Source organism: Sphingopyxis sp. LK2115, from assembly GCF_014595975.1.
In the GTDB taxonomy this organism is placed as follows: Bacteria; Pseudomonadota; Alphaproteobacteria; order Sphingomonadales; family Sphingomonadaceae; genus Sphingopyxis.
Genome location: NZ_JABWGQ010000046.1, coordinates 1 through 21,470, shown reverse-complemented (window position 1 = coordinate 21,470; position 21,470 = coordinate 1). Strand labels below are relative to the sequence as shown.

General features: G+C 66.4%; 21 protein-coding genes. 13 read left to right on the top strand and 8 right to left on the bottom strand.

Annotated features, from left to right (window positions below; genetic code table 11):
* Positions 1–316 precede the first annotated feature (316 nt).
* From rlmN to HUW43_RS10000, 3 genes are all read left to right on the top strand, one after another.
* On the top strand, positions 317–1,567 hold the full coding sequence (gene rlmN, locus HUW43_RS10010) for a 23S rRNA (adenine(2503)-C(2))-methyltransferase RlmN (RefSeq protein ID WP_188237272.1): 1,251 nt from the start codon (positions 317–319) through the stop codon (positions 1,565–1,567).
* 295 nt (positions 1,568–1,862) lie between these two features.
* Positions 1,863–2,321: an outer membrane protein gene (locus tag HUW43_RS10005; RefSeq protein WP_188237271.1), complete on the top strand. Its 459-nt coding sequence runs from the start codon at positions 1,863–1,865 to the stop codon at positions 2,319–2,321.
* A gap of 86 nt (positions 2,322–2,407) precedes the next feature.
* Positions 2,408–2,731 carry a YnfA family protein gene (locus tag HUW43_RS10000; protein ID WP_188237270.1) on the top strand — a complete coding sequence of 108 codons (324 nt, stop codon included), beginning with the start codon at positions 2,408–2,410 and terminating at the stop codon, positions 2,729–2,731.
* A 140-nt stretch (positions 2,732–2,871) separates the two neighbouring features.
* Here HUW43_RS10000 and HUW43_RS09995 read toward each other — a convergent pair whose 3' ends face one another.
* Positions 2,872–3,558: an arylesterase gene (locus tag HUW43_RS09995; RefSeq protein ID WP_223181448.1), complete on the bottom strand. Its 687-nt coding sequence runs from the start codon at positions 3,556–3,558 to the stop codon at positions 2,872–2,874.
* Positions 3,559–3,603: 45 nt separating this feature from the next.
* Between HUW43_RS09995 and HUW43_RS09990 the strand changes: the two genes are divergently transcribed.
* Positions 3,604–4,305 (top strand): ABC transporter ATP-binding protein, encoded by a 702-nt coding sequence (locus HUW43_RS09990; protein WP_188237268.1) that lies wholly within the window; start codon positions 3,604–3,606, stop codon positions 4,303–4,305.
* A 115-nt stretch (positions 4,306–4,420) separates the two neighbouring features.
* Positions 4,421–6,922 carry an ABC transporter permease gene (locus HUW43_RS09985; protein WP_188237267.1) on the top strand — a complete coding sequence of 834 codons (2,502 nt, stop codon included), beginning with the start codon at positions 4,421–4,423 and terminating at the stop codon, positions 6,920–6,922.
* Here the strand turns inward: HUW43_RS09985 and HUW43_RS09980 are convergent.
* The 4 genes from HUW43_RS09980 to thrS are packed head-to-tail and all read right to left on the bottom strand — an operon-like array spanning position 6,919 to position 11,575.
* Entirely contained in the window at positions 6,919–7,680 is a 762-nt protein-coding gene (locus tag HUW43_RS09980; protein WP_188237266.1) for a sulfite exporter TauE/SafE family protein, read from the bottom strand. The genes HUW43_RS09985 and HUW43_RS09980 overlap by 4 nt on opposite strands.
* Before the next feature lie 41 nt (positions 7,681–7,721).
* Positions 7,722–8,879, bottom strand: coding sequence for a hypothetical protein (locus HUW43_RS09975; RefSeq protein WP_188237265.1), 1,158 nt, complete (start codon positions 8,877–8,879; stop codon positions 7,722–7,724).
* A 9-nt stretch (positions 8,880–8,888) separates the two neighbouring features.
* Entirely contained in the window at positions 8,889–9,575 is a 687-nt protein-coding gene (locus HUW43_RS09970) for a helix-turn-helix domain-containing protein (protein ID WP_188237264.1), read from the bottom strand.
* Complete coding sequence (gene thrS / locus HUW43_RS09965; protein ID WP_188237263.1) at positions 9,572–11,575, bottom strand: threonine--tRNA ligase; 2,004 nt, start codon at positions 11,573–11,575, stop codon at positions 9,572–9,574. Before thrS ends, HUW43_RS09970 begins: the two co-directional genes overlap by 4 nt.
* A 145-nt stretch (positions 11,576–11,720) precedes the next feature.
* On the opposite strand from thrS, the gene HUW43_RS09960 reads away from it, so the two are divergent.
* From HUW43_RS09960 to HUW43_RS09930, 7 genes are all read left to right on the top strand, one after another.
* Entirely contained in the window at positions 11,721–12,131 is a 411-nt protein-coding gene (locus HUW43_RS09960; RefSeq protein WP_188237262.1) for a MerC family mercury resistance protein, read from the top strand.
* Between the two features lie 74 nt (positions 12,132–12,205).
* A complete protein-coding gene (locus tag HUW43_RS09955; RefSeq protein WP_188237261.1) occupies positions 12,206–12,460 on the top strand; it encodes a DUF6356 family protein in 255 nt (84 codons plus the stop codon).
* Between the two features lie 127 nt (positions 12,461–12,587).
* On the top strand, positions 12,588–13,343 hold the full coding sequence (locus HUW43_RS09950; protein ID WP_317450855.1) for an alpha/beta hydrolase: 756 nt from the start codon (positions 12,588–12,590) through the stop codon (positions 13,341–13,343).
* Between the two features lie 9 nt (positions 13,344–13,352).
* On the top strand, positions 13,353–13,790 hold the full coding sequence (locus HUW43_RS09945; protein WP_188237259.1) for an acyl-CoA thioesterase: 438 nt from the start codon (positions 13,353–13,355) through the stop codon (positions 13,788–13,790).
* A 9-nt stretch (positions 13,791–13,799) separates the two neighbouring features.
* Positions 13,800–14,237 (top strand): VOC family protein, encoded by a 438-nt coding sequence (locus HUW43_RS09940; protein WP_188237258.1) that lies wholly within the window; start codon positions 13,800–13,802, stop codon positions 14,235–14,237.
* Between the two features lie 109 nt (positions 14,238–14,346).
* A complete protein-coding gene (gloB, locus tag HUW43_RS09935) occupies positions 14,347–15,078 on the top strand; it encodes a hydroxyacylglutathione hydrolase (protein WP_188237257.1) in 732 nt (243 codons plus the stop codon).
* A 67-nt stretch (positions 15,079–15,145) separates the two neighbouring features.
* On the top strand, positions 15,146–15,592 hold the full coding sequence (locus tag HUW43_RS09930; protein ID WP_188237256.1) for a hypothetical protein: 447 nt from the start codon (positions 15,146–15,148) through the stop codon (positions 15,590–15,592).
* A 242-nt stretch (positions 15,593–15,834) separates the two neighbouring features.
* On the opposite strand, the gene HUW43_RS09925 is transcribed toward HUW43_RS09930, so the two are convergent.
* The 3 genes from HUW43_RS09925 to HUW43_RS09915 all read right to left on the bottom strand — a co-directional run bounded on the left by HUW43_RS09925 (position 15,835) and on the right by HUW43_RS09915 (position 20,752).
* Positions 15,835–17,664 (bottom strand): AMP-dependent synthetase/ligase, encoded by a 1,830-nt coding sequence (locus tag HUW43_RS09925; RefSeq protein WP_188237255.1) that lies wholly within the window; start codon positions 17,662–17,664, stop codon positions 15,835–15,837.
* 128 nt (positions 17,665–17,792) lie between these two features.
* A complete protein-coding gene (gene ggt / locus HUW43_RS09920) occupies positions 17,793–19,484 on the bottom strand; it encodes a gamma-glutamyltransferase (protein ID WP_188237254.1) in 1,692 nt (563 codons plus the stop codon).
* 197 nt (positions 19,485–19,681) lie between these two features.
* Positions 19,682–20,752, bottom strand: a complete 1,071-nt coding sequence (locus tag HUW43_RS09915) for a quinone-dependent dihydroorotate dehydrogenase (protein ID WP_188237253.1) — start codon at positions 20,750–20,752, stop codon at positions 19,682–19,684.
* 71 nt (positions 20,753–20,823) lie between these two features.
* Between HUW43_RS09915 and HUW43_RS09910 the strand changes: the two genes are divergently transcribed.
* Entirely contained in the window at positions 20,824–21,441 is a 618-nt protein-coding gene (locus HUW43_RS09910; protein ID WP_317450854.1) for a DUF885 family protein, read from the top strand.
* Positions 21,442–21,470: the final 29 nt, after the last annotated feature.

Below are 21,470 nucleotides of genomic sequence, written 5' to 3'. Positions count from 1 at the left end.
GGGTGCGATGGGGCAGCCTGGGGCGGATTCGAGACCTTCCCTTCTTTCCGTTCGTGTTGAACCGTTCGACTGCCGTGCGGCCGCTCAGGATAAACTTCGACCTTTGGTCGAAGTCGAAGCACGCATCGACACCGCACAACGCCGACAGGCATTTCGACTTCGCTCGATGCGAACGGATTGATCGAGACGGCGATGGCCGATTCCGCTGGCTTTTTTTGACCTTGCAGCTCAGGCCCCTCGCCACGGCTTCGCCACAGGGAGGATCGACCGCGCACAATTGCGCTTTTCCGCCTTCGCCCCTATATGCGCGCCCATCATGCAGATTCCCGGCCATATCGACCCCGTCACGACGGGCAGCGTGCCCTTGCGCGGGGGCAATCGCATCGACCTTGTCGGGCTGTCGCGCGAGGCGATCGGCGGCGTGCTGGTCGAGGCCGGGCTCGATGCCAGGGCCGCGAAGCTGCGTGCCAAGCAGATCTGGCACTGGATCTATCACCGCGGCGTCACCGATTTTGAAGCGATGACCGACATCGCCAAGACGATGCGCCCATGGCTGACCGACCGCTTCATCATCGGCCGCCCGACGGTGCGCGAGGCGCAGGTGTCGAGCGACGGCACGCGCAAATGGTTGCTCGCCGCCGCCGACGGGCAGGAATATGAGATGGTGTTCATTCCCGACGCCGATCGGGGAACACTCTGCGTGTCCAGCCAGGTGGGCTGCACGCTCAATTGCCGCTTCTGCCATACCGGCACGATGCGGCTTGTCCGCAACCTGGGCGCGGGCGAGATCGTCGGGCAGGTGCTGCTCGCGCGCGACGCGCTCGGCGAATGGCCGAAGGGGACGATGGCGGGCTTTGGCGCCGACCCGGAAGACGAGGACGCCGACGACGATGCGGTCGGCCATTACACCGCCGACGGCCGGATGCTCACCAACATCGTGATGATGGGCATGGGCGAGCCGCTCTATAATTTCGACGAGGTCAAAGCCGCGCTCAAGATCGTGATGGACGGCGACGGGCTGGCGCTGTCGAAGCGGCGGATCACCCTGTCGACCAGCGGCGTCGTGCCGATGATGGCCCGCGCGGGAGAGGAGATCGGCGTCAATCTGGCCGTCTCGCTCCACGCGGTGACCAAGGAAATCCGCGACGAAATCGTGCCATTGAACCGCAAATACGGGATCGAGGAACTGCTCCAGGCATGCGCCGATTATCCGGGCGCGAACAATGCGCGGCGCATCACCTTTGAATATGTAATGCTGAAGGACAAGAATGACCGCGACGAGGATGCGCGCGAACTCGTCCGACTCATCAAACACTATAAACTGCCCGCAAAGGTCAATCTGATCCCCTTCAACCCCTGGCCCGGCGCGCCTTATGAATGTTCGACCCCTGAGCGGGTGCGCGCGTTCAGCAATCTTATTTTCAAGGCGGGCATCTCCGCTCCGATCCGCACCCCGCGCGGGCGCGACATCATGGCGGCGTGCGGGCAGCTGAAGAGCGCCGCGACCAGGCCGACGCGCGCCGAACTCGACCGCATCGCCGAGGAAAAGCAGGCCGCGCTGGGATAGCCGGACAAGCCTGCCGTCATTCCGGCGAAGGCCGAAAAACGCGCCGCTGGCGCGGACCGCACGGGCGATATCCCCGCCTTCGCGGGGATGACGGAATCTGAAAAGCCCGCCTTTTCCGCCGGTTTGACGGCGTTTCCATCGCATAGCTATTCCATACTGTGTGGTAAAAATAACACAGGTAAGAAAATTGTCATAATCTGAACGATCCATTCATTGAAGCGACAGGCCCAAACGCCATCTAGGGGCCGGACGCGACCCAAAGGGCGTGGTCCTGATCTGAATGAAGGAAGAAAAAATGAAAAAATTCGCAGTTGCAGCCGCTCTCCTCTCGGCCGTTGTCGCCACCCCCGCGCTCGCCGCCGAAGGCGGCGAAGGCCGCGTCGAAGTGCGCGGCGGTCTGATCACCGGCAACGGGATCGACGAAGGCACGCTCGGCGTGGCCGCCGGTTATGATTTCGACCTTGGGTCGGCCGCTTTCGTCGGCGGTGAAATCGCCGGTGACAAGGTGCTGGTCGACGGCGCGAATGTCCAGTTCTCGGCCGGCGCGCGCGCCGGCGCCAAGGTTGGCGCCAACGGCAAGCTTTACGCCACCGGTGGCTACACCTTTGGCGACATCGACGATCCCTATGTCGGTGCCGGATACCAGCACAAGCTGGGCCAGAACCTGTACGCGAAGGGCGAATATCGTCACCAGTTCATCGAGAATTTCGGTGACTTCGACAGCTTTGTCGTCGGCGTCGGCTTCGCTTTCTGATCCTTCGGACCAGCGATGAAACAGGAAGGGGCGGCCCGCCGGGTCGCCCCTTTTCATTTGCGCGCCATCGGGGCACGATGCCGCCCATGATGGCATGGGCATATATCGGCGCGGCGCTGGCCGAGATCGCGGGCTGCTTTGCCTTCTGGGCCTGGCTCAGGATGGACAAGTCGGTGTGGTGGGTCGCCCCGGGGATAGCGTCGCTTGCGCTGTTCGCCTGGTTGCTCACGCTGGTCGAAGCCGAGCACGCCGGGCGCACCTATGCTGCCTATGGCGGCGTCTATATCACCGCGGCGCTATTCTGGCTGTGGGCGGTCGAAGGGGCAAAGCCCGACCGCTGGGACCTGATCGGCGCCGCAGTGTGCCTGGGGGGCGCGGCGATCATCCTGTTCGGGCCGCGCGGGAGTTAAGGCTAGCCCATCCGCATTGAAGCGTCGGCATCCCCGCAAAGGCGGGGATCCATCGCCTGCGGGGCGCGAGTTGGCGTCGGCCGGTGACAGATCCCGCCTTCGCGGGAGTTCAGGGCGTTATCATGCACGGGCCGCCGGTTTCAGTCCGCATCCGGCAGCGCCTGCTCGACAAGCGGCGCCAGTGCTTTGGCCACGACTTTCACGCCCTCGGCATTGGGGTGGAGATTGTCGCCAAGCATCAGCGATTTGTCGGTGATGACATTGTCGAGGATGAACGGATAGAAGCTCACGTCATATTTCGCCGCAAGGTCGGGATAGATGGGGTTGAACCTGGCCGCATAGTCGCTGCCGAGGTTGGGCGCAGCCATCATGCCGGTGAGCAGCACCGGGATGTCACGCTTGCGAAGCTCGGCGAGCATCGCGTCGAGATTGGCACGCGTCTGATCGGGGCCGATCCCGCGCAGCATGTCGTTGCCGCCAAGCCCCAGCACGACGAGCGCGGGCTTTACCTTTGCATTGTCAAGAACATAGGTCAGCCGCTGGCGCCCCGCCGCGCTCGTGTCACCCGACACACCCGCATTCTGCACCCGCGCAATCACGCCGTCCTCGGCGAGCGCGGCCTGAAGCTGCGGCGCGAGCCCCTCCCTGGGGCCGAGCTGGTATCCCGCATAAAGGCTGTCGCCGAACGCGATGACGAGCGGCGCATCGGCGGGGATGGCCGCGGTCTTGGGCGCAGCAGCCTTGTCGTTCGTCGACGCCGGTGGCGCCTCCGCCGAGCCGCAGGCGGCAAGCGGTTGGCAAAGCGCGATGACGCAACCATATATCAAGGCAGACCGCCATCCGGCCGTTTTCTTTTCCAAAGGGTTCTCTCCTTGCCCGACGTTTCCCGACCGTCGCCGGATCTGGCGATCGCCGCCCATAATGTGACGCTGACCCTGGGGAGCGACAAGGCCCCCGTCGAAATTTTGCGCGGGGTCGACCTGGAGGTCGCCGCGGGCACCTCGGTCGCGCTGCTCGGCCCGTCCGGGTCGGGCAAAAGCTCGCTGATGGCGGTGCTCGCGGGGCTTGAACGCGCGAACGGCGGCTCGATCAAGGTCGCGGGGCTCGATTTCGCGGCGATGGACGAGGACGGCCTGGCGCGCGCGCGGCGCGGCCGCATCGGCATCGTGCTTCAGGCCTTTCACCTGCTGCCGACGATGACCGCGCTCGAAAATGTCGCGGTGCCGCTGGAGCTGGCGGGCATCGCCGATCCGTTCGGCCGTGCCGCAAAGGAACTGGAGGCGGTCGGGCTCGGTCATCGTCTCACTCACTATCCCGCGCAATTGTCGGGCGGCGAACAACAGCGCGTCGCGATCGCGCGCGCGATGGCGAGTTCGCCCGCCATCATCTTTGCCGACGAGCCGACGGGTAATCTGGACACCGCGACGGGTCATGCGATCATCGAGCTGATCTTTGCGCGCCGCGCGGCGCTGGGCGCGACCTTGCTCATCATCACGCACGATCCCGAGCTGGCCGGGCATTGCGACCGGGTGGTGGTGATGCATGACGGGCGGATCGAGGAGCGGGCGGCGTGATGACCGTTCCATCCCGCTCGCATCGAGCGAAGTCCGGCTGCCCCGCGACCCTGCTTCGTTTCGTCGCCTGTCTCGACTTCGCCCGACATGAACGGTCTGGGAAGGGGCCGCTCTGATGCTGCCCCTCGCCTCGCTCTGGCGGATCGCGCGCCGCGATCTTGCCGCGCGTATTCGCGGGCTGCGCCTGCTCGCAATCTGCCTGTTCCTGGGCGTTGCAACGCTGGCGGCGATCGGCAGCCTGACGCGCGGCATCACGTCCGAGCTGGAAGTGCGCGGGCAAACGATCCTGGGCGGTGACATCGAGTTCAGCCTGCCGCAGCGCGAGGCCACGCCGGAGGAAATGGCCGCTTTCCGCCGCGTCGGCACGCCATCGGCCACGGTGCGGATGCGCGCGATGGCGAACGATCCCGATGGCGACGCACTGCTGTCCGAGCTGAAGGCGGTCGATGACGCCTATCCGCTCTATGGCCAGCTGCGGCTCGAAAGCGGCGCGCGGCAGGGGCCGCCGCCCGCGGGCGCGATCTGGATCGGCAAGGATATGGCCTCGCGGCTCGATCTGGCGGTCGGCGACGCGGTGAAGTTTGGCGACAAAAGCTTTCGCATCGACGGCATCATTGCCGAGGAACCCGACCGGCTGGGCGAAGGCTTCACGCTGGGGCCGGTCGCAATCATCGGCCTTTCGGACCTGCCCGCGACGCAGCTGATCCAGCCGGGCAGCCTCTATGAAAGCAAATATCGCCTCCGCCTGCCCGTGGGCGCCAATCCCGAAGCGGTCGGCAAGGCGCTGAGCGACCAGTTTCCTGACGCCGGATGGGACATCACCGACCGCAGCAACGGTGCGCCCGGCACGCGGCGCTTTATCGAGCGCATGGGGCAATTCCTGTCGCTCGTCGGGCTGGCTGCGCTGGCGATCGCCGGGATCGGCGTCGGCAACGGCGTTGCAAGCTATCTCGCGGGCAAGCGCCCCGGACTCGCGACGCTGAAGGTGCTCGGCGCCGACAGCGCGACGGTGCTGCGCATCTATGGGTTGCAGATATTGGCGGTCGCGGCGGTGTCGATCGTCGCAGGGCTGGCGGTCGGCGCACTCGCGCCCGCCGCCATCGGCTGGATCGCGGGCGATGTGCTGCCGGTGCGGCCGGGGTTCGCGCTCTATCCGCTGCCGCTTGGCGTCAGTGCCGCCTATGGCCTGCTCATCGCCATCGCCTTTGCGCTGCCCCCGCTCGCGGCGACCAAGCATGTGCCCGCGGCGGGGCTGTACCGCGCCACGGTCGACCGCGCGGCGCGGATCGACCGGCCCGCGCTGATCGCCGTCGCGGTGGCCTTTGCGGCGATCGTCGTGCTCGCGGTTGGCACCGCGCGCGAACCGCTGTTCGCGCTGGGCTTCGTCGGCGCGGCGGTCGGCCTGCTCCTGATTCTGGTTGCGCTCGGCTGGCTGGTGCGCCGCATCGCAAGCCGCCTGCCGCGTCCACGCCGCCCGCTGCTGCGCCTCGCGCTCGCGAACCTGCACCGCCCCGGCGCGGCAACCGGCGCGCTTGTCGTCGCGCTCGGCCTTGGCCTGACGCTGTTCGTCACGCTCGCGGCGATCCAGACAAGCATCACCGCCGAAATCACCCGCACCGTGCCGCAACGCGCGCCGAGCTTCTTCGTGCTCGATGTGCCGCGCAGCGACGCCGCGCGCTTCCGTTCCCTTGTGACCGGCGCAGATACACAGGCCGAGATCAACATGATCCCCGCGCTGCGCGGCAGCATCACCGAATTCGGGGGGCGGCGCGTCGACGAACTCGCCGAACTGCCCGAAGGCGCTTGGGTGCTGCGCGGTGACCGCGGGCTGACCTACAGCCCCGGATTGCCGAACGGCAGCGAACTGGTCGGCGGCAACTGGTGGGCGGCCGATTATGCGGGGCCGCCGCTGGTCAGCGTCGAGCAGGAGGTGGCGACCTCGCTCGGCCTGAAGCTTGGCGATACGCTGTCGGTGAATGTGCTGGGGGTCGAGGTGCAGGCGAAGGTCGCATCGTTCCGCACCGTCAACTGGGACAATTTCGGGCTGAACTATGCGCTCGTCTTTTCGCCCGGCACGTTCGACGCCGCGCCGCACAATATGGTCGCGACCGTCGCCGTCAACGGCGCGGCCGAAGAAGCGCTGGCGCGCAGCATACCCCGCACATTTCCGTCGGCATCGCTGATCGCGGTGCGCGATGTCGTAAGTCAGGTGACGCTGCTGCTCACCCAGATGAGCCAGGCGATCGCCGCCGCGGCAAGCATCGCGATCCTGGCGGGCATCGCGGTGCTGATCGGCGCGATCGCCGCGAGCCGCGAACGGCGCGTCTATGACAGCGTGATCCTGAAACTGCTTGGCGCGACGCGCGGTCAGATTTTGGGGGCACAGGCCATGGAATATGCGGTGCTTGCGGCGGTGCTGGCGCTGCTCGCGCTGGGGCTGGGGCTGATCGCGGCGCGCTATGTCGTCGTCAGCCTGTTCGAATTTTCCTTTGCTCCCGACCCGCTGATCGTCGGCGCGACACTGATTGGCGGCGCCGGCCTGTCCTTTTTGATCGGCATCGCGGGAAGCTGGCCGCTGCTGTCGGCGAAACCGGCGCAGGCGCTGCGGAGTCTTTAGTTCAGCAGGCGCACCACCGCCGACACCGCCGCAACCCCCAGAACCACTGCGACCATTGCCTGCCAGATATGCGGGGGGACGCGACCGAAGTGACGGGCGCCGACACGGTTGCCAAGCCACATCGGGATAAAGAGGATCAGCGAAACGATCAGCAGCCGCCAGCTCGCGATGCCGAGCCAGAGCGCCGCGAATGTCCCTGCGATCGCGGTCATGAAGAAGATCATCAGCATCGACGCGCGGGCGACCCGCGGCTCGAGGTGGCGGCGCAGATAAAAGGGCACGACGGGCGGGCCGGGCATCGCGGCGAAGCCCGTAAGGATTCCCGATGCTATTCCCGTGCCCGCGACGGCGAGCGTGCCGGGCCGGTGCCCCTCCGCCTGTTTGGGAAGCAGCACCGCGACGAAGGCGGCGACCGCGGCGAGCGTGATGAGCAGGCGCGCGAGGTCGGCGGGCGTGTGATCGAGCGCGACCATGCCGAGCGGCGTCAGCGCCATCGCCAGCAGCCCGATCGGCCAGGCAGTCGCGCGGTCAGCATCGGCGAGGATGACGCGAATACCGACAGGTCCGATGAGCAGTTGCAACAGGATGCCCAACACCACCGCTTCGCCCGGCGGCATGATGAGACCGAGCAGCGGCACGAGGATGATCGCCATGCCGAAGCCGGTGAGCCCGCGAACATAGGCGGCGCCAAAGGTCATCGCGGCGGCGCCGGCGAGCGTCAGCGGCGCAAAGCCGACAAGGTGGGACAGGCCGTTCATCGCGCGGCCGATACCGCGTTGTGGTTCGACCGGCTAGTCCCTCAGCCGAGCGGCCAGAGCGCGTTCACCGGCCGTTCGAGTATCTGCGCCGCGATCGCGTGGAGCCGCGGCGGATCGAAACGACCCGCGCGGACCGCGCCCGCCAGCCAAGCCTCGATCGAACCGCCGGTTTCGGTCCAGCGGTCCTGTCGCAGCATTCCGTAAATCGCGCCCGCAAGCACATGGATGCCGTCATCGGCCCTGCGCCAGCGGTCGGCGGGGTTGCGCGCGACGCCCAAAGCCTCGCTGATGAGCTGGTCGAGCGCCTGCGCCAGATCCTCATCGAACATCCCTTCGAGCGTCGTATAGCCCCATTTGGGATCATGTTCGGCGACGATGCGCGGGATCAGCGGGTCTTTGGCGAGCAGCGCCAGCGCCGCGGTTGCCGCGGGTCCGTCCATCGGCACTGGCGGATGCAGCATTTCGTGCGCGGCGTTGCGCACGGTGATCGGCACACCCCAGTCGGTCGCCTGCAGGAACGTCTGCCCCTGGACCTTGATCCCGTGCGGTTTGCAGAATTGCAGCAGCACGACGTCGATCTGCGGGTCGAATCCGCGCCCCGTGAGCTTTTCGTGCCAGCGGATCACGTCATAATCGCCAAGGGCGCGCGTCAGCTCGGCGATGCGCGCACCGATATCGCCGATACGGCGTTGGCGAAACGCGGCAAAGCCTGCCGTCTGCATCGTCTCGAACACAGAGCGCAGCCGCGGCGCCATGCCGACGAACCAGCGCCAGTCGGCCTCGGCCCAATAGGGGCTGGCCCGATAGGCGGGCAGCAATCGCGCCTCCGGCTCGGCGGCCCCCTCGATCAGCGCCGCGAGATCGCCATCATTGCCGTTCGAGAAGAGCACCGAGAGGTTGGGGCCGAGCAGACCAAATTGGGCGCGTTCGGCGTCTTTCCACAGTGCCGCAATCTCGGCGCGCGCGGCGGCAGGCAGCGCTGCGGCGAAGGCGTCGGCATCGGCCTTGTAATAGGGGAGGTAAAGCTCGCCGCCCGCCAGCGGGCCGAGAAAGGCGAGCGCATCAAAGCCTTCAGAGGCGCGAACCTTCCACCGCGTGCGCATCGGCGGGGGTTGCGACTGCGCGAAGGAGGGGACGGCGGGCAGAAGCGAAAGGGCGGGAGCGGCGAGCGCGGCAGCGAGGAGATTTCGGCGGTGCATGGCCGCTGCCTAGCGGCGCAGCCCTCTGCTGGCTTGAACGGACTTTGCCTGCAGACGCACAGGCGGCACCCCGGTCATCGCGGCGACCGCGCGCGCCATATGCGCCTGATCCGCGAAACCCTGATCGGCGGCGAGATCGGCGAGCGTGCCGCGCCATCCGGACAGCGCGGCAATGGCGCGCCGCGTCCGTGCCTCGATCCGGAAGCGCTTGGGGCTGGTGCCATAGGCGCGCGCGAAACCGCGGCTGACCGAAGCCGGGTCAAGGCCGATGCCGCGCGCCCATGGTGCGATCGCAAGGTCGGGGTCGGCGCAGAGCGCGGTGGCGAGCAGGTCGGGCCAGTCGGCGTGTCGTTCGCCGCTCGCGCCGAACCGCTCGGCAACGAATGCCGCCGCGGCACGCGGGTCGCGCTCGGCAAGCCGCACCGCGGTGTCGGGATCGTCTATCGTGCCCACCCCTGGCGCCAGCCCTGGCGCCACGGGCAGGTTGAGCAATTTTGCCCCATCAATGCCAAAGCGATCGAGATGCGCGGTCCAGCCGCCGTGGACGACGACCATGCCGGGCCGCAGGGTAAACCGCCCTTCGTCGCCGGCCTCCTCATATCCGCCGTCAAGCACGACCGCGATATAGCCTTCCGCATGGCGATGGCGCGGCAGCCGCTCGTCCGCGGCGTGGCGGCCGAGGCCGACCACACTCACCGGGCGCGCAGATCCGGCGGGGTCGCGTCCGCTTTCAGCATCGCGATCGCTTCGGCAAGCGGCATGACGCGCTGGCCGTCCTGGCCGAGCGTGCGGATCGCGACCGTGCCTTCCTCGGCCTCGCGCTTGCCGACGACGAGCAGATAGGGGACTTTGGCGAGGCTGTGTTCGCGCACCTTGTAGTTGATCTTTTCGTTGCGCAGGTCGGGCTGAACGCGAATGCCTGCGGCTTCCAGCTGCGCGGCCGCATCCTTTGCGTAATCGTCGGCGTCCGAAACGATCGTCGCGACGACCGCCTGCACCGGCGCGAGCCAGGTCGGGAAGCGACCCGCATAATGCTCAATCAAAATGCCGATGAAGCGTTCGTAGCTGCCGAAAATGGCGCGGTGGAGCATCACCGGCCGATGCCGTTCGCCATCCTCGCCAATATAGGCGGCGTCAAGCCGGTCGGGCAGCACGCGGTCGGACTGGATCGTGCCGACCTGCCAGGTCCGGCCGATCGCGTCGGTCAGGTGCCATTCGAGCTTGGGCGCATAGAAGGCCCCCTCGCCCGGCAGTTCCTCCCAGCCATATTGATCGGTCGCAAGCCCCGCCTCGACGACCGCATTGCGCAGTTCGTCTTCGGACTTGTCCCACATCTCATCGCTGCCGAAGCGTTTTTCGGGGCGCAGCGCGAGCTTGATTGCATAGGTAAAGCCGAAATCCTTGTAGATGCGATCGGCGAGCGCGCAGAAATTGCGGACTTCCTCGACAATCTGATCCTCGCGGCAGAAGATATGCGCATCGTCCTGCGTGAACTGGCGGACGCGCATCAACCCGTGCAGCGCGCCGTGCGGCTCGTTGCGGTGGCAGCAGCCATTTTCGTAGAGCCTGAGCGGCAGGTCGCGATAACTTTTCATGCCCTGGCGGAAAATCAGCACATGTGCCGGGCAGTTCATCGGCTTCAGCGCCATCCATTCGGCATCGTCGGAGACGATCGGGCCTTCATCCTCGGTGTTCGGCACCTCGTCGGGGATGACGAACATATTTTCGCGATATTTGCCCCAGTGGCCCGACCGTTCCCACTGGCGTGCGTCCATCACCTGCGGCGTCTTGACCTCGCGATAGCCCGCGGCGTCGATCGCGCGGCGCATATAAGCCTCCAGCTCGCGCCACACGACGAAGCCGTTGGGGTGCCAGAAGACCGAGCCATGCGCCTCCTGTTGCAGATGGAACAGGTCCATCTCCTGCCCCAGCCGCCGATGGTCGCGCTTCGCGGCTTCCTCCAGCCGGACGAGATGTTCGGCGAGCTGTTTCTTGTTCAGCCAGCCGGTGCCGTAGATGCGGCTCAGCTGCGCATTTTTCTGGTCGCCGCGCCAATAGGCGCCCGAAACGCGCGTCAGCTTGAACGCCGCCGGGTCGAGCTTGCCCGTCGAGGCAAGGTGCGGCCCGCGGCACATGTCCATCCAGTCATCCCCCGACCAATAGACGCTGATTTCTTCGCCCGCAGGAAGCTCGGCGGCCCATTCGGCCTTGAAGTTCTCGCCATCCTGCCGCCAGCGCGCAATGAGCGCGTCGCGATCCCAGACTTCGCGGCGCAGCGGCTTGTCGGCGGCGATGATGCGGCGCATCTCCTCCTCGATCAGCGGCAGCTCGTCGTCGCGAAACGGGCCATGTTCGGCAGTTGGCGCGAAGTCGTAATAGAAACCATCGCTCGTCGCGGGGCCGAAGGTGATCTGCGTTCCGGGGAACAGCTTCTGCACCGCTTCGGCCAGCACATGCGCATAGTCGTGGCGTACGAGTTCGAGTGCGTCCGCCTCGTCGCGGACCGTCACCAGCGACAGGTTCGTATCTTCCTCCAACGGGCGCGTGATGTCGCGCAGTTCGCCGTCGATCTTTGCGGCGAGCGCGGCCTTGGCGAGGCCCGGACCGATCGCGGCGGCAATGTCGGCCGGGGTAGTCCCGCGCGCGACTTCACGGGCAGAGCCATCGGGAAGGGTGACGCGGATCATCTGGGACATCGAAAAATCGGCCTTTCAGGGCAAAATTGCCGCGCCCCTTTGCCAGTATGCGATAGGGGCGGCAAGGGGCGGATTCACAACAAGGCTTGTAATGATACAATGTATCATTATCTGGCATCGCGATCCCTCCTGCGAAAGAAATGCCATGTGCCTCCCTTCCCCGCGCGCCCGGACCGCGGACCTTGCCGGCATCGCCCTGTCGTCGGCCTGCCTCGTTCACTGCCTTGCGTTGCCGCTTGCGCTGCTGGTCGCGCCCGGCCTGTCCGGCTGGCTCCGTCTGCCCGAATGGCTGCATGCGGCGATCCTGCTGCTCGCCCTGCCCGCGGCGTTGATTGCGATGACGGACGGCTGGCGGCGCCATCGCCGGCTGACGCCGACCTTGCTCGCGGCGGCAGGGCTGGGATTGCTGACGCTCGGCCTTGCCGCGCACGAGGGATGGCTGGCCGCCGCCGACCCCGAACGCGCCGACCGGCTGTTCAGTTCGGCGGGCGCTATTGCGCTCGCGTCGGCGCATCTGCTGAACTGGCGGTTGCGACATGGCACCGGACATCGCTAGGCGGCCAGCCCGCCCTTGCGACCGCCCCGCATGGTCGCTAGGGCGGCAACGAGCCGCAGCAAGGGGTCGCCACCATGTTCAAACGCCTGTTCGTCGATCATCCCAAAAGCGTCGATGAAAGCTATGTCGAGCATTTCTTCGTCGCCTCGCGCTTTGGCGTGACGATGATCTGGGGCGGCCTGTGCGCGCTGGTCCATGCGGTCGTGCCGGGATGGTGCATCACCACGGGCAGCGACACGATCCAGCGCCTGAACCGGATCATGGTCGAACAGCGCCGCGCCAAGGGACAGGCGGTGGCACAGATGAGCACCGTCGACTGGGTGATCTGAACAGCGTGATTTCTGCGTCAACCTCCGATTCCCCGTTCGCATCGAGCGAAGTCGAGATGCCCGTCGGGATTGCCCGCGTGCAGCGGGCCGCGACCTCGCTCGACATGAACGGAAGGGGGAGGTGAGCGTGGCCGAGGTCGTCGACTATCTCCACCGCACGGGCCGCCCGCGGCTCGCCTATCGCTTTACGCCGGGCGCGGCGCCGACGATCGTCTTCCTGCCCGGCTATATGTCCGACATGGCGGGGGGCAAGGCGACCGCGCTGTTCGACTGGGCCGCGGCCGATGGGCGCGCATGCCTGCTGCTCGATTATGCAGGGTGCGGGCTGTCGGACGGGCTGTTCGCCGACCAGACCCTGCTCGACTGGCGCGGCGATGTGCTCGACCTGCTCGACGCCAGGGTGGACGGCCCCGTCCTTTTTGTCGGATCGTCGATGGGCGGCTGGCTGATGCTGCTCACCGCGCTGGCGATGGTCCAGCGCGACGGGCCGGGTCGCATCGCCGGGCTGGTCGGGATCGCGGCCGCGCCCGACTTTACCGACTGGGGTTTCACGGCGGAAGAAAAGTCGATCATCCTTGCCGAAGGCGCGCTGGTCGAGGAAACACCCTATAGCGACCAACCCTATGTGACGACGCGGGGCTTTTTCCGGTCGGGCGAGGCGAACCGCTTGCTCGATGCCGAAATCCCCCTCGCCTGCCCGGTGCGGCTGCTGCACGGGCAGGACGATGGCGACGTGCCGCCCGACATCAGCCTGCGCCTCGCCGCGGCGCTCGCAAGCGATGACGTGCAGGTCACGTTCGTCAAGGGCGGCGACCACCGCCTGTCGCGCGACAGCGACATCGCGCTGCTGATCGATACGGTCGCGCGACTTACCAACCGTTAAAGGACAGACATGGCCCGCAGCGATTTTCGATTTCACGTCACCAAGCGCGTCCGCTATGCCGAGATCGACGCGCAGGCGGTGGTGTTCAACAGCCGTTATCTGGAATATTTCGACCTCGGCATCACCGAATATTGGCGTGCGGCGGGGGTTTATGACCGCTGGCCGCTGCGCGACAGTCCAGAGTTTCACGTCGCGCGCGCCGAGGTGGATTACAAAGCGCCGATCCTGCTGGACGAAGAGATCGACATTTGCGTGCGCGCATCGCGCGTTGGCCGGAGTTCGATGACCTTTTTGTTCGAACTGCACGGCAAGGACAGGGACGAACTTCGCGCCGCGGGCACGATCGTCAACGTCCATGTCGAGGAAGCGCAAGGCGCGTCGGCACCGGTTCCCGATGCATTCATATCCTTGTTCGAAGCGTTTGAAGGGCGGCGCCTGCGCGCCTAATATGGGCATATGACCAAATATCTTCATACGATGATCCGCGTGTCGGACCCGCAAGCCACCATCGACTTCTTCAAGCTGATCGGGCTGGAGGAAGTGCGCCGTTTCGACAATGAAGCCGGACGCTTCACGCTCATCTTCCTCGCGGCCCCCGGACAGGCGGGCGTCGCCGAGGTCGAGCTGACCTATAACTGGCCGCCCGCGGACGGCAGCGCGCCCGAACAATATGACGGCGGCCGCAACTTCGGGCATCTCGCTTACCAGGTCGACGATATCTATGCGACGTGCCAGCGGCTGATGGACGCGGGGGTGACGATCAACCGCCCGCCGCGCGACGGCCATATGGCGTTCGTCCGATCGCCCGACGGCATTTCGGTCGAGCTGCTCCAGGACGGCCATCTGCCGCCGCAGGAACCCTGGGCGTCGATGCCGAACACGGGAAGCTGGTAAGACGCTGCCGCGCGGGAAGCGAGACTTTCCGGGGCGGCTGTGGCAGGATGAACCACCAAGGTCCGCTGGCATCCGCTCCGTCTGTGGGTGCGAGAGCTGGAAAGGAGACATGGTGGCTGCACTCGAAATCGTCCGGATTCCCGTTCTCAGCGACAATTATGTGTGGCTGGTTCACGATCCCGCCAGCGAGGCGACGATGGTGGTCGATCCGGCGGTCGCCGATCCCGTGCTGGCGGCGGCGGCGACACGCGGCTGGACGATCACCGACATCTGGAACACGCACTGGCATCCCGATCACACCGGCGGCAACGCGGCGATCAAGGAAGCAACAGGGTGCACGATCACCGGCCCCGCAGCCGAGTATGAACGCATCCCGACACTCGACGTTCGGGTGACGGGCGGCGACAGGGTGCGGCTCGGCGGACATGTCGCAGAGGTCTGGGACGTCCCCGCGCACACTGCGGGCCACATCGCCTATCATTTCGCGGACGACGCCGCGATCTTTGTCGGCGACACGATGTTCGCGATGGGGTGCGGCCGCCTGTTCGAAGGGACGGCCGAACAGATGTTCGCCAATATGCAAAAGCTCAGGACGCTTGACGATGCGACGCGCGTTTATTGCGCGCACGAATATACGCTGTCCAACGCCCGCTTCGCGATCAGCGTCGATCCCGGCAACGAAGCGCTGGCGGCGCGGCTCGCCGCGGTCGAGGCCGCGCGTGCCGCAGGCGAAGCGACGGTGCCGACGAGCATCGGCGCCGAGCGCGCGACCAATCCCTTTTTCCGGGCGCCCGACGCCGCCGAACTGGCGCGCATCCGCGCGCTCAAGGATATGGCGTGATGTCGCTGTTCCTTCAGCGCGGGTTCATCGGCCGCGGCTATTCTGACCGATTACAAGGAGCGATTTCATGGCCAAGCTGAACCCGATAGCGGCCGTGCTGGCCGTTGCGGCGGCGCCGCTCGCCGCAAGCTGCGCGCCGGCGGGGTCGGGGGAACCCGGCGCGGCGGCGCTGACCCCGAAACAGGCCGAACGGCTGGACAAGCAACTCGCGGGCAAGGTGCCCGGCGCGCCGCTCAAATGCCTGCCCAATTATCGCAGCAACGACACGATCCGCGTGTCGGACAGCATCCTCTTGTACCGCGCGAGCGGCAAGCTCGTGTATCGCAACGACCTGAAAGGCAGCTGCCCCGGCCTCGCGCGCGACAGCGACATCATGGTCGTGCGTCAGTTCGGATCGTCGACCTGCGAAGGCGATTTTTTTCACCTGGTCGACCGGACGAGCGGCATTCGCGGCCCGACCTGTGTTTTTGGCGAGTTCGTCCCCTATCGCAAACCGGCGGGGGACGAAGGCTGAGCCCAAGGGCTTGGCCGCAGGCGGGTGCCGGTTTGCGCCGAGGTCTTCGGGTCGCACCCCGCCTGCTCTTACGGCCTTTCCCCTTGATGGGGGAAGGACAGGCCGCCTTGCCGCAGAGCGGTCAGGCGAAGTTGGATGGGGTGATGATGCGGCATGGCATCTGGCGGAGAACGCTCCCCCGCCGCTGCGACTAGCGAACGAGCAAGCACATCTCGCTGACTCCCCCGTCAAGGGGAAGGGATTCAGGCCCTGTAAAGCGCCGCAATCCTGTCGGCATAAATCTCGCGCAGCACATGGCGGCGAATCTTCATCGATGGCGTCATCTGTTCATTCTCGATCGTGAAGGCTTCGTCGGCAAAGTCGAACTTGCGAACCTTTTCGATCACCGAAAGCTGACCGTTCACGCGGTCGACCGCGGCGCGGATCGCGGCGCGGAACTTTTCATGTTCACGCAGCAGCGTCATTTCCTTGGGCAGTCCTTCGACTTCGGCCCATTCGGCGGCCCATTCGGGATCGGGAACGAGGATGGCGACAAGATGCGGGCGCTTGTCGCCATAGACCATCGCCTGCAGGATTTCGGGCTGGAGCGTCAGCATCCCTTCGACTCGCTGCGGCGAGACATTGTCGCCCTTGTCGTTGACGATAAGGTCCTTCTTGCGGTCGGTGATGACGATCCGCCCCGCCTCGTCGATATGGCCGATATCGCCGGTATGGAGCCACGGCGCGCCCCCCGGATCGGCGGGGTCGGCGATCAGCACGCGCGCGGTCTCGGCGGCGTTGCGCCAATAGCCTTTCATCACCAGCTCGCCGCGCACACAGATTTCGCCGTCGTCCGCGATGCGCACTTCGGTGTTCATCAGCGGTGGGCCGACGGTGTCCATCTTCAGCCCCGTCCTCGGCCGGTTGCAGCTGATCACCGGGCCGGCCTCTGTCTGCCCATATCCCTGAAGCAAGGTGAGGCCAATCGAATGGAAAAAGACGCCAATTTCGGGATTGAGCGGGGCGCCGCCCGACACCAGTGCCTTTATCCGGCCGCCGAATCTTTTCTGGATCTTGGGACGGAACAGCCGATTGAGCAGCAGGTCGACCGGGCGGTCGAGCACGCCCATGCGCCGCTCATAATGTTTTTCGCCAACGCGCAGCGCCTGGCTCAGCATCCAGTTCGCAAGCCTGCCCTGTTTTTCGACCGCCTTGATCATCCGCGCGCGGATCACCTCGAACAGGCGCGGGACAACGACCATGATCGTCGGTCGTGTTTCCTCGATATTCGAGACGAGCTTTTCCAGCCCCTCGCTGTAATAGATTTGCGCGCCGACCATGATCGGCAGGAACTGGCCGCCCGAATGTTCATAGGCGTGACTGAGCGGCAGGAAGGAGAGGAACACTTCCTCATCGCCGATGCCGAAATCATTGACCAGTATTTCGGCCGCGCCCGCCGCATTGTGCAGGATCGCGCCATGATGCTGCATCACCCCGCGCGGTGCGCCGCCAGTGCCGCTGGTGTAGATCAGGCAGGCGGTATCCTCGCGCTTGACGCCGAGGCCGCGCGCCCTGGTTTCCTCGATCCACGCCGCGCCGCCGACAACCATTGGCGCCCAGTCATGCACCGACACCTCGCCCTGTTGCCCGACGCGCAGGCTTTCCATGGTGATGACAATATGCGCGTCGGACCGCATCACCGCGGGCATCAGCACGCGCGCGAGCTTTGCGGTCGACACGATCACCGCGCGCGCGCCGCTGTTGTCGAGAATATGCTGATGATCGCGCTCGGTGTTGGTCGTATAGGTCGGGACGGTGATGCATCCCGCGGCCATGATGCCAAGGTCGGCGATACACCATTCGGGCCGGTTCTCGCTCACCAGCACCACCCGATCGCCCTCTTTCAGCCCAAGCTTGCGCAAATTATGCGCGAGCGCCGCAACCTGTTCGGCGACCTCGCGCCAGCTCAGCGCCTGCCACGCGCGGTCGGCCTTGCGCCACAGAAAGGGATCGTCGCCGCCGCGCGCCGCGCGGTCGAAGAACATCGCGACCAGGCTGGGAAAATGGTCGAGATGGGGATTTTCCAGCTTCATGCCGCTCGCTCTCCTTGGGAGGATATTATTTCGTTGCGCCCGTTCTAGGGTCAATCGTTGCACGTTAGAAGTCCATAAGCGGTTCCGTCGTCGCGGCGAAGGCCGGGATGACGACGCGAACAGGACCATCACCCCTGCGGCGGCGCGCCATCGACCGCCGAAGTGCCGGGGCCGCGCGGATCGGCGGCGCCGCGCATCCCGTCCGCCGTGCGTTCGATGGCGTTGAGTTTCGAACCGAGGTCGGTGGGGGTGAAGCTGTAGCCGAAAGGCCGCATTTTCGCGGCGATCGCCCGCCCTGCCTCATTATCCTCGATCAGCACGCCCTCGCGACCGAAATAGAGATTGGGAAGCGCAATCGCTTCGTCCACGCCAAGACCCCAGTCGAGCACGCCGATCAGCGTCTTGGTGACATGCATGATGATGCGCTTGCCGCCCGCCGAACCGACGGCGAGCACGACCTTGCCGTCGGGGCCGTAAACGATCGTCGGCGACATCGAGGACAGCGGCCGCTTGCCCGGTTGCACGCGGTTCGCGGTCGGCACACCATCCTTCGTCGGCGCAAGGTCGAAATCGGTGAGTTCATTGTTGAGGAAATAGCCGTTCGCGATCAGCTGGCTGCCAAAGATGCTTTCGACCGTCGACGTCATCGAAACGACATTGCCCGCGGCGTCGGCGGCAACAAAATGCGTCGTGCCCTGCTCGTCGACCGGTGGCGCGGCCGCGCGTGGCGCCGCTCCGGGCGGGATGCCCGGATCATAGCGACCCGCCGCCCCATAGGGCGAGATGAGCTGGCGGCGCTGGGCAAGATAGGATTTGTCGAGCAGGCCTTTCACCGGCACGTCGACAAAATCGGCATCGCCCAGATAGGCGGCGCGATCGGCATAGGACAGCTGCATCGCTTCGGCGAGCAGGTGCCAGCTCATCGGATTATCCTTGCCCATCGCCTTGATATCCCAGCCTTCGAGCATCCCCAGGATGCCGAAGACCGTGGTGGCGCCCGACGACGGCGGCCCCATGCCGCAAACCTTGTAGATGCGATAGCTGGTGCAGACTGCGGGGCGTTCCTTCGCCTGGTAGGCCGCCAGATCCGTCAGCGTCAGCGTCGCGGGGTTGCGCGGCGCCCTGGCAACCGCATCGCGGATCGCGCGCGCATTGGCGCCGCTGTAAAAGGCATCGGGACCGCGCGCGGCGATGTCGCGGAGCAGTGCGGCATAGGCCGGGTTCCGAAGCCGCGTGCCAACCGGCGCAGGCTTGCCATCGACATAGTAGATCGCGCGCGCATCGGGAAAATCCTTCCAGACGGGCTCGAACCGCACGAGCCAGTTGTGGAGCGCGGGGGTGACTTCGAAACCGCCCTCGGCGAGCGCGATTGCGGGCTGGAACAGCACCTTCCATTCGAGCTTGCCCCACTTCTTGTGCGCCATTTCCATCAGGCGGACGTTGCCGGGAACACCGACCGACAGCCCGCCGGGCACCACGTCCATAAAGCCGCGCGGCTTGCCGTCGGGGCCGAGAAAGCGGTCGGGTGTTGCGGCGGCGGGCGCGGTCTCGCGGCCGTCGATCGTCGACAGGCTGCCGTCGCTGGCATTGTGATGGAGCATGAAGCCGCCACCGCCGATGCCGCTCGATTGCGGTTCGACGAGCGTAAGCACGGCGACCATCGCAATGGCGGCGTCGGCGGCGGTTCCGCCCTGATGCAGAATTGCGCGCCCGGCCTCGGTCGCGCGTGGATCGGCGGAGGAGGTGACGCCCTGCGCGGCGGCGAGTGTGGGGCAGGCGAGCGAAACGAAAGCGACGAGCGCGAGGAGACGGTTCAGCATGTGCGCGACATTGGCGCGGGGCAAAGGCTGGCGCAACCCCGGTGAACCAAGATTCCCCTCGCCCTTGATGCGGGATGCAGAAAGACTTGGCAGCTTGCTGCCCGGACGCAACGGTGGGGGTGCGCTTTCGGCCTGAGGCTGCGATAGCATGACGCGCCGCCGCTCCCTTCGAGCGTCGCCCATAAAGGGGGAAGGTGTCAGCCCTCAACCCCCACTGCATCGCTCACGCGCGCAAACCCGTCGCGCACCGCCAGCCTTTCCAGCCCGCGCGCGATGCGGCCCGCAAGGCCCGGCCCTTCATAGACCATCGCCGAATAGATCTGGACCAGGCTGGCGCCCGCGCGGATGCGCTCCCACGCCTGGCTCGCCGACGCGATCCCGCCCGCGGCGATCAGCGGCAGCCTGCCCCCGCTCGCGGCGCGGAAATCGCGCAGGCGCCGGAGCGCGAGTTCGGTCAGCGGCGCGCCCGACAGGCCGCCCGCTTCGGCGGCGTGGCGCGACGCCAGCGCCGGCCGCGCGACGGTGGTGTTCGACACGATCACCGCCGCAAGCGCCTTGTCCAGCGCGACCGCGACGATATCGTCGATGTCGGCGGGTTCCAGGTCGGGCGCGACCTTCAGGAACACCGGCATGGTGGCGCCCGCGGGCTGCGCCGCGGCGACGCCGTCGAGCAGCGCCTCGAGCGCGCCCTTGTCCTGCAAGGCGCGAAGCCCCGGCGTGTTCGGCGAGCTGATGTTGACGGTAAGGTAATCGGCGAGCGGTGCCATCGCCGCAGCGCCTTTCGCATAGTCGGCGATGCGGTCGGTGCTGTCCTTGTTCGCGCCGATATTGATGCCGAGCGGCACCGGCAGGCCATGGCGGCGCAGGCAGGCGATGCGCTCCGCCGCCGCCGCCTGCCCGCCGTTGTTGAAACCCATGCGGTTAATAATCGCGCGGTCCTCGACAAGCCGGAAAAGCCGTGGGCGCAGGTTGCCCTCCTGCGGCAGCGGGGTGAGCGTGCCGACCTCGACAAAGCCGAAGCCGAAATACGGCATCGCGTGCGCGACACGCGCGTCCTTGTCGAAACCGGGGGCCAGCCCGACGGGGTTCGGGAAGCGCAGTCCGGCAAGCTCGGTCGCGAGCACCGGGCTGGTCAGGGCGTGGCGCGCGCGCGGCATCGGCTGGAGCGCGGCGAGCGTCAGATTATGCGCCGCCTCGCCATCGGTCGCATGGACGATCGGGCGGGCGAGCGCATAGGCGGCGTCGGCGAGCGAGGTAAAAAGCGACATGGCCCGCCATTGCGCGCCCGGCGGCACTATGGCAAGCCCCCGCTTATATCCGCATAAACCGGGAGAAAATCGTGTCGCACCTTCGCACCCTCGCTCGCCTGTCCGCCGGCCTTGCCCTGGTCGCCGCGACCGGCTGTGCGCCCATGGCCGGCCAGGACGGCACCGTGGCGAGCGCGCCGACCCCGGCGGCGGCGGTGCCGGCGGGCGCCGGCCTTGCGCAATTTTTTGAAAATTACGATGCGGCGTTGTTGTCGCTGACGCCGCAGAGCAAGGCGTATCGCGGCATTCGCGACGCCGATTATGGCCGCTGGGACGACGTCAGCGACGAAGCCGCGGTCGCGCGTCACAAATTGCAGCAGGCGAGCGCCGCGGCGATGCGCGCAAGCTTCGACCCCGCGACGCTGTCCGCCGACGAGGCGCTGTCGTTCGAGTTGTTCAACGCCGCCGCGGCCCGCGCCGAGCGGCTGTTTGCCTACCGCAACCATGACTATATCTTCGACCAGATGAATGGCGCGCAGAGCCAGTTGCCCGCGTTCCTGATCAACATACACCGCGTCGCCAATGTCGCCGAGGCTGAAGCCTATGTTTCGCGCATCCGCGGACTTGGCCCGCTTCTCGACACATTGTCGGCGCAGTCGGCCGAGCGCGCGGCGCGCGGCATCCAGCCGCCGAAATGGGTCATCGTGTAATTGCGGCTACTTCCCTCGGACCTCGGTTG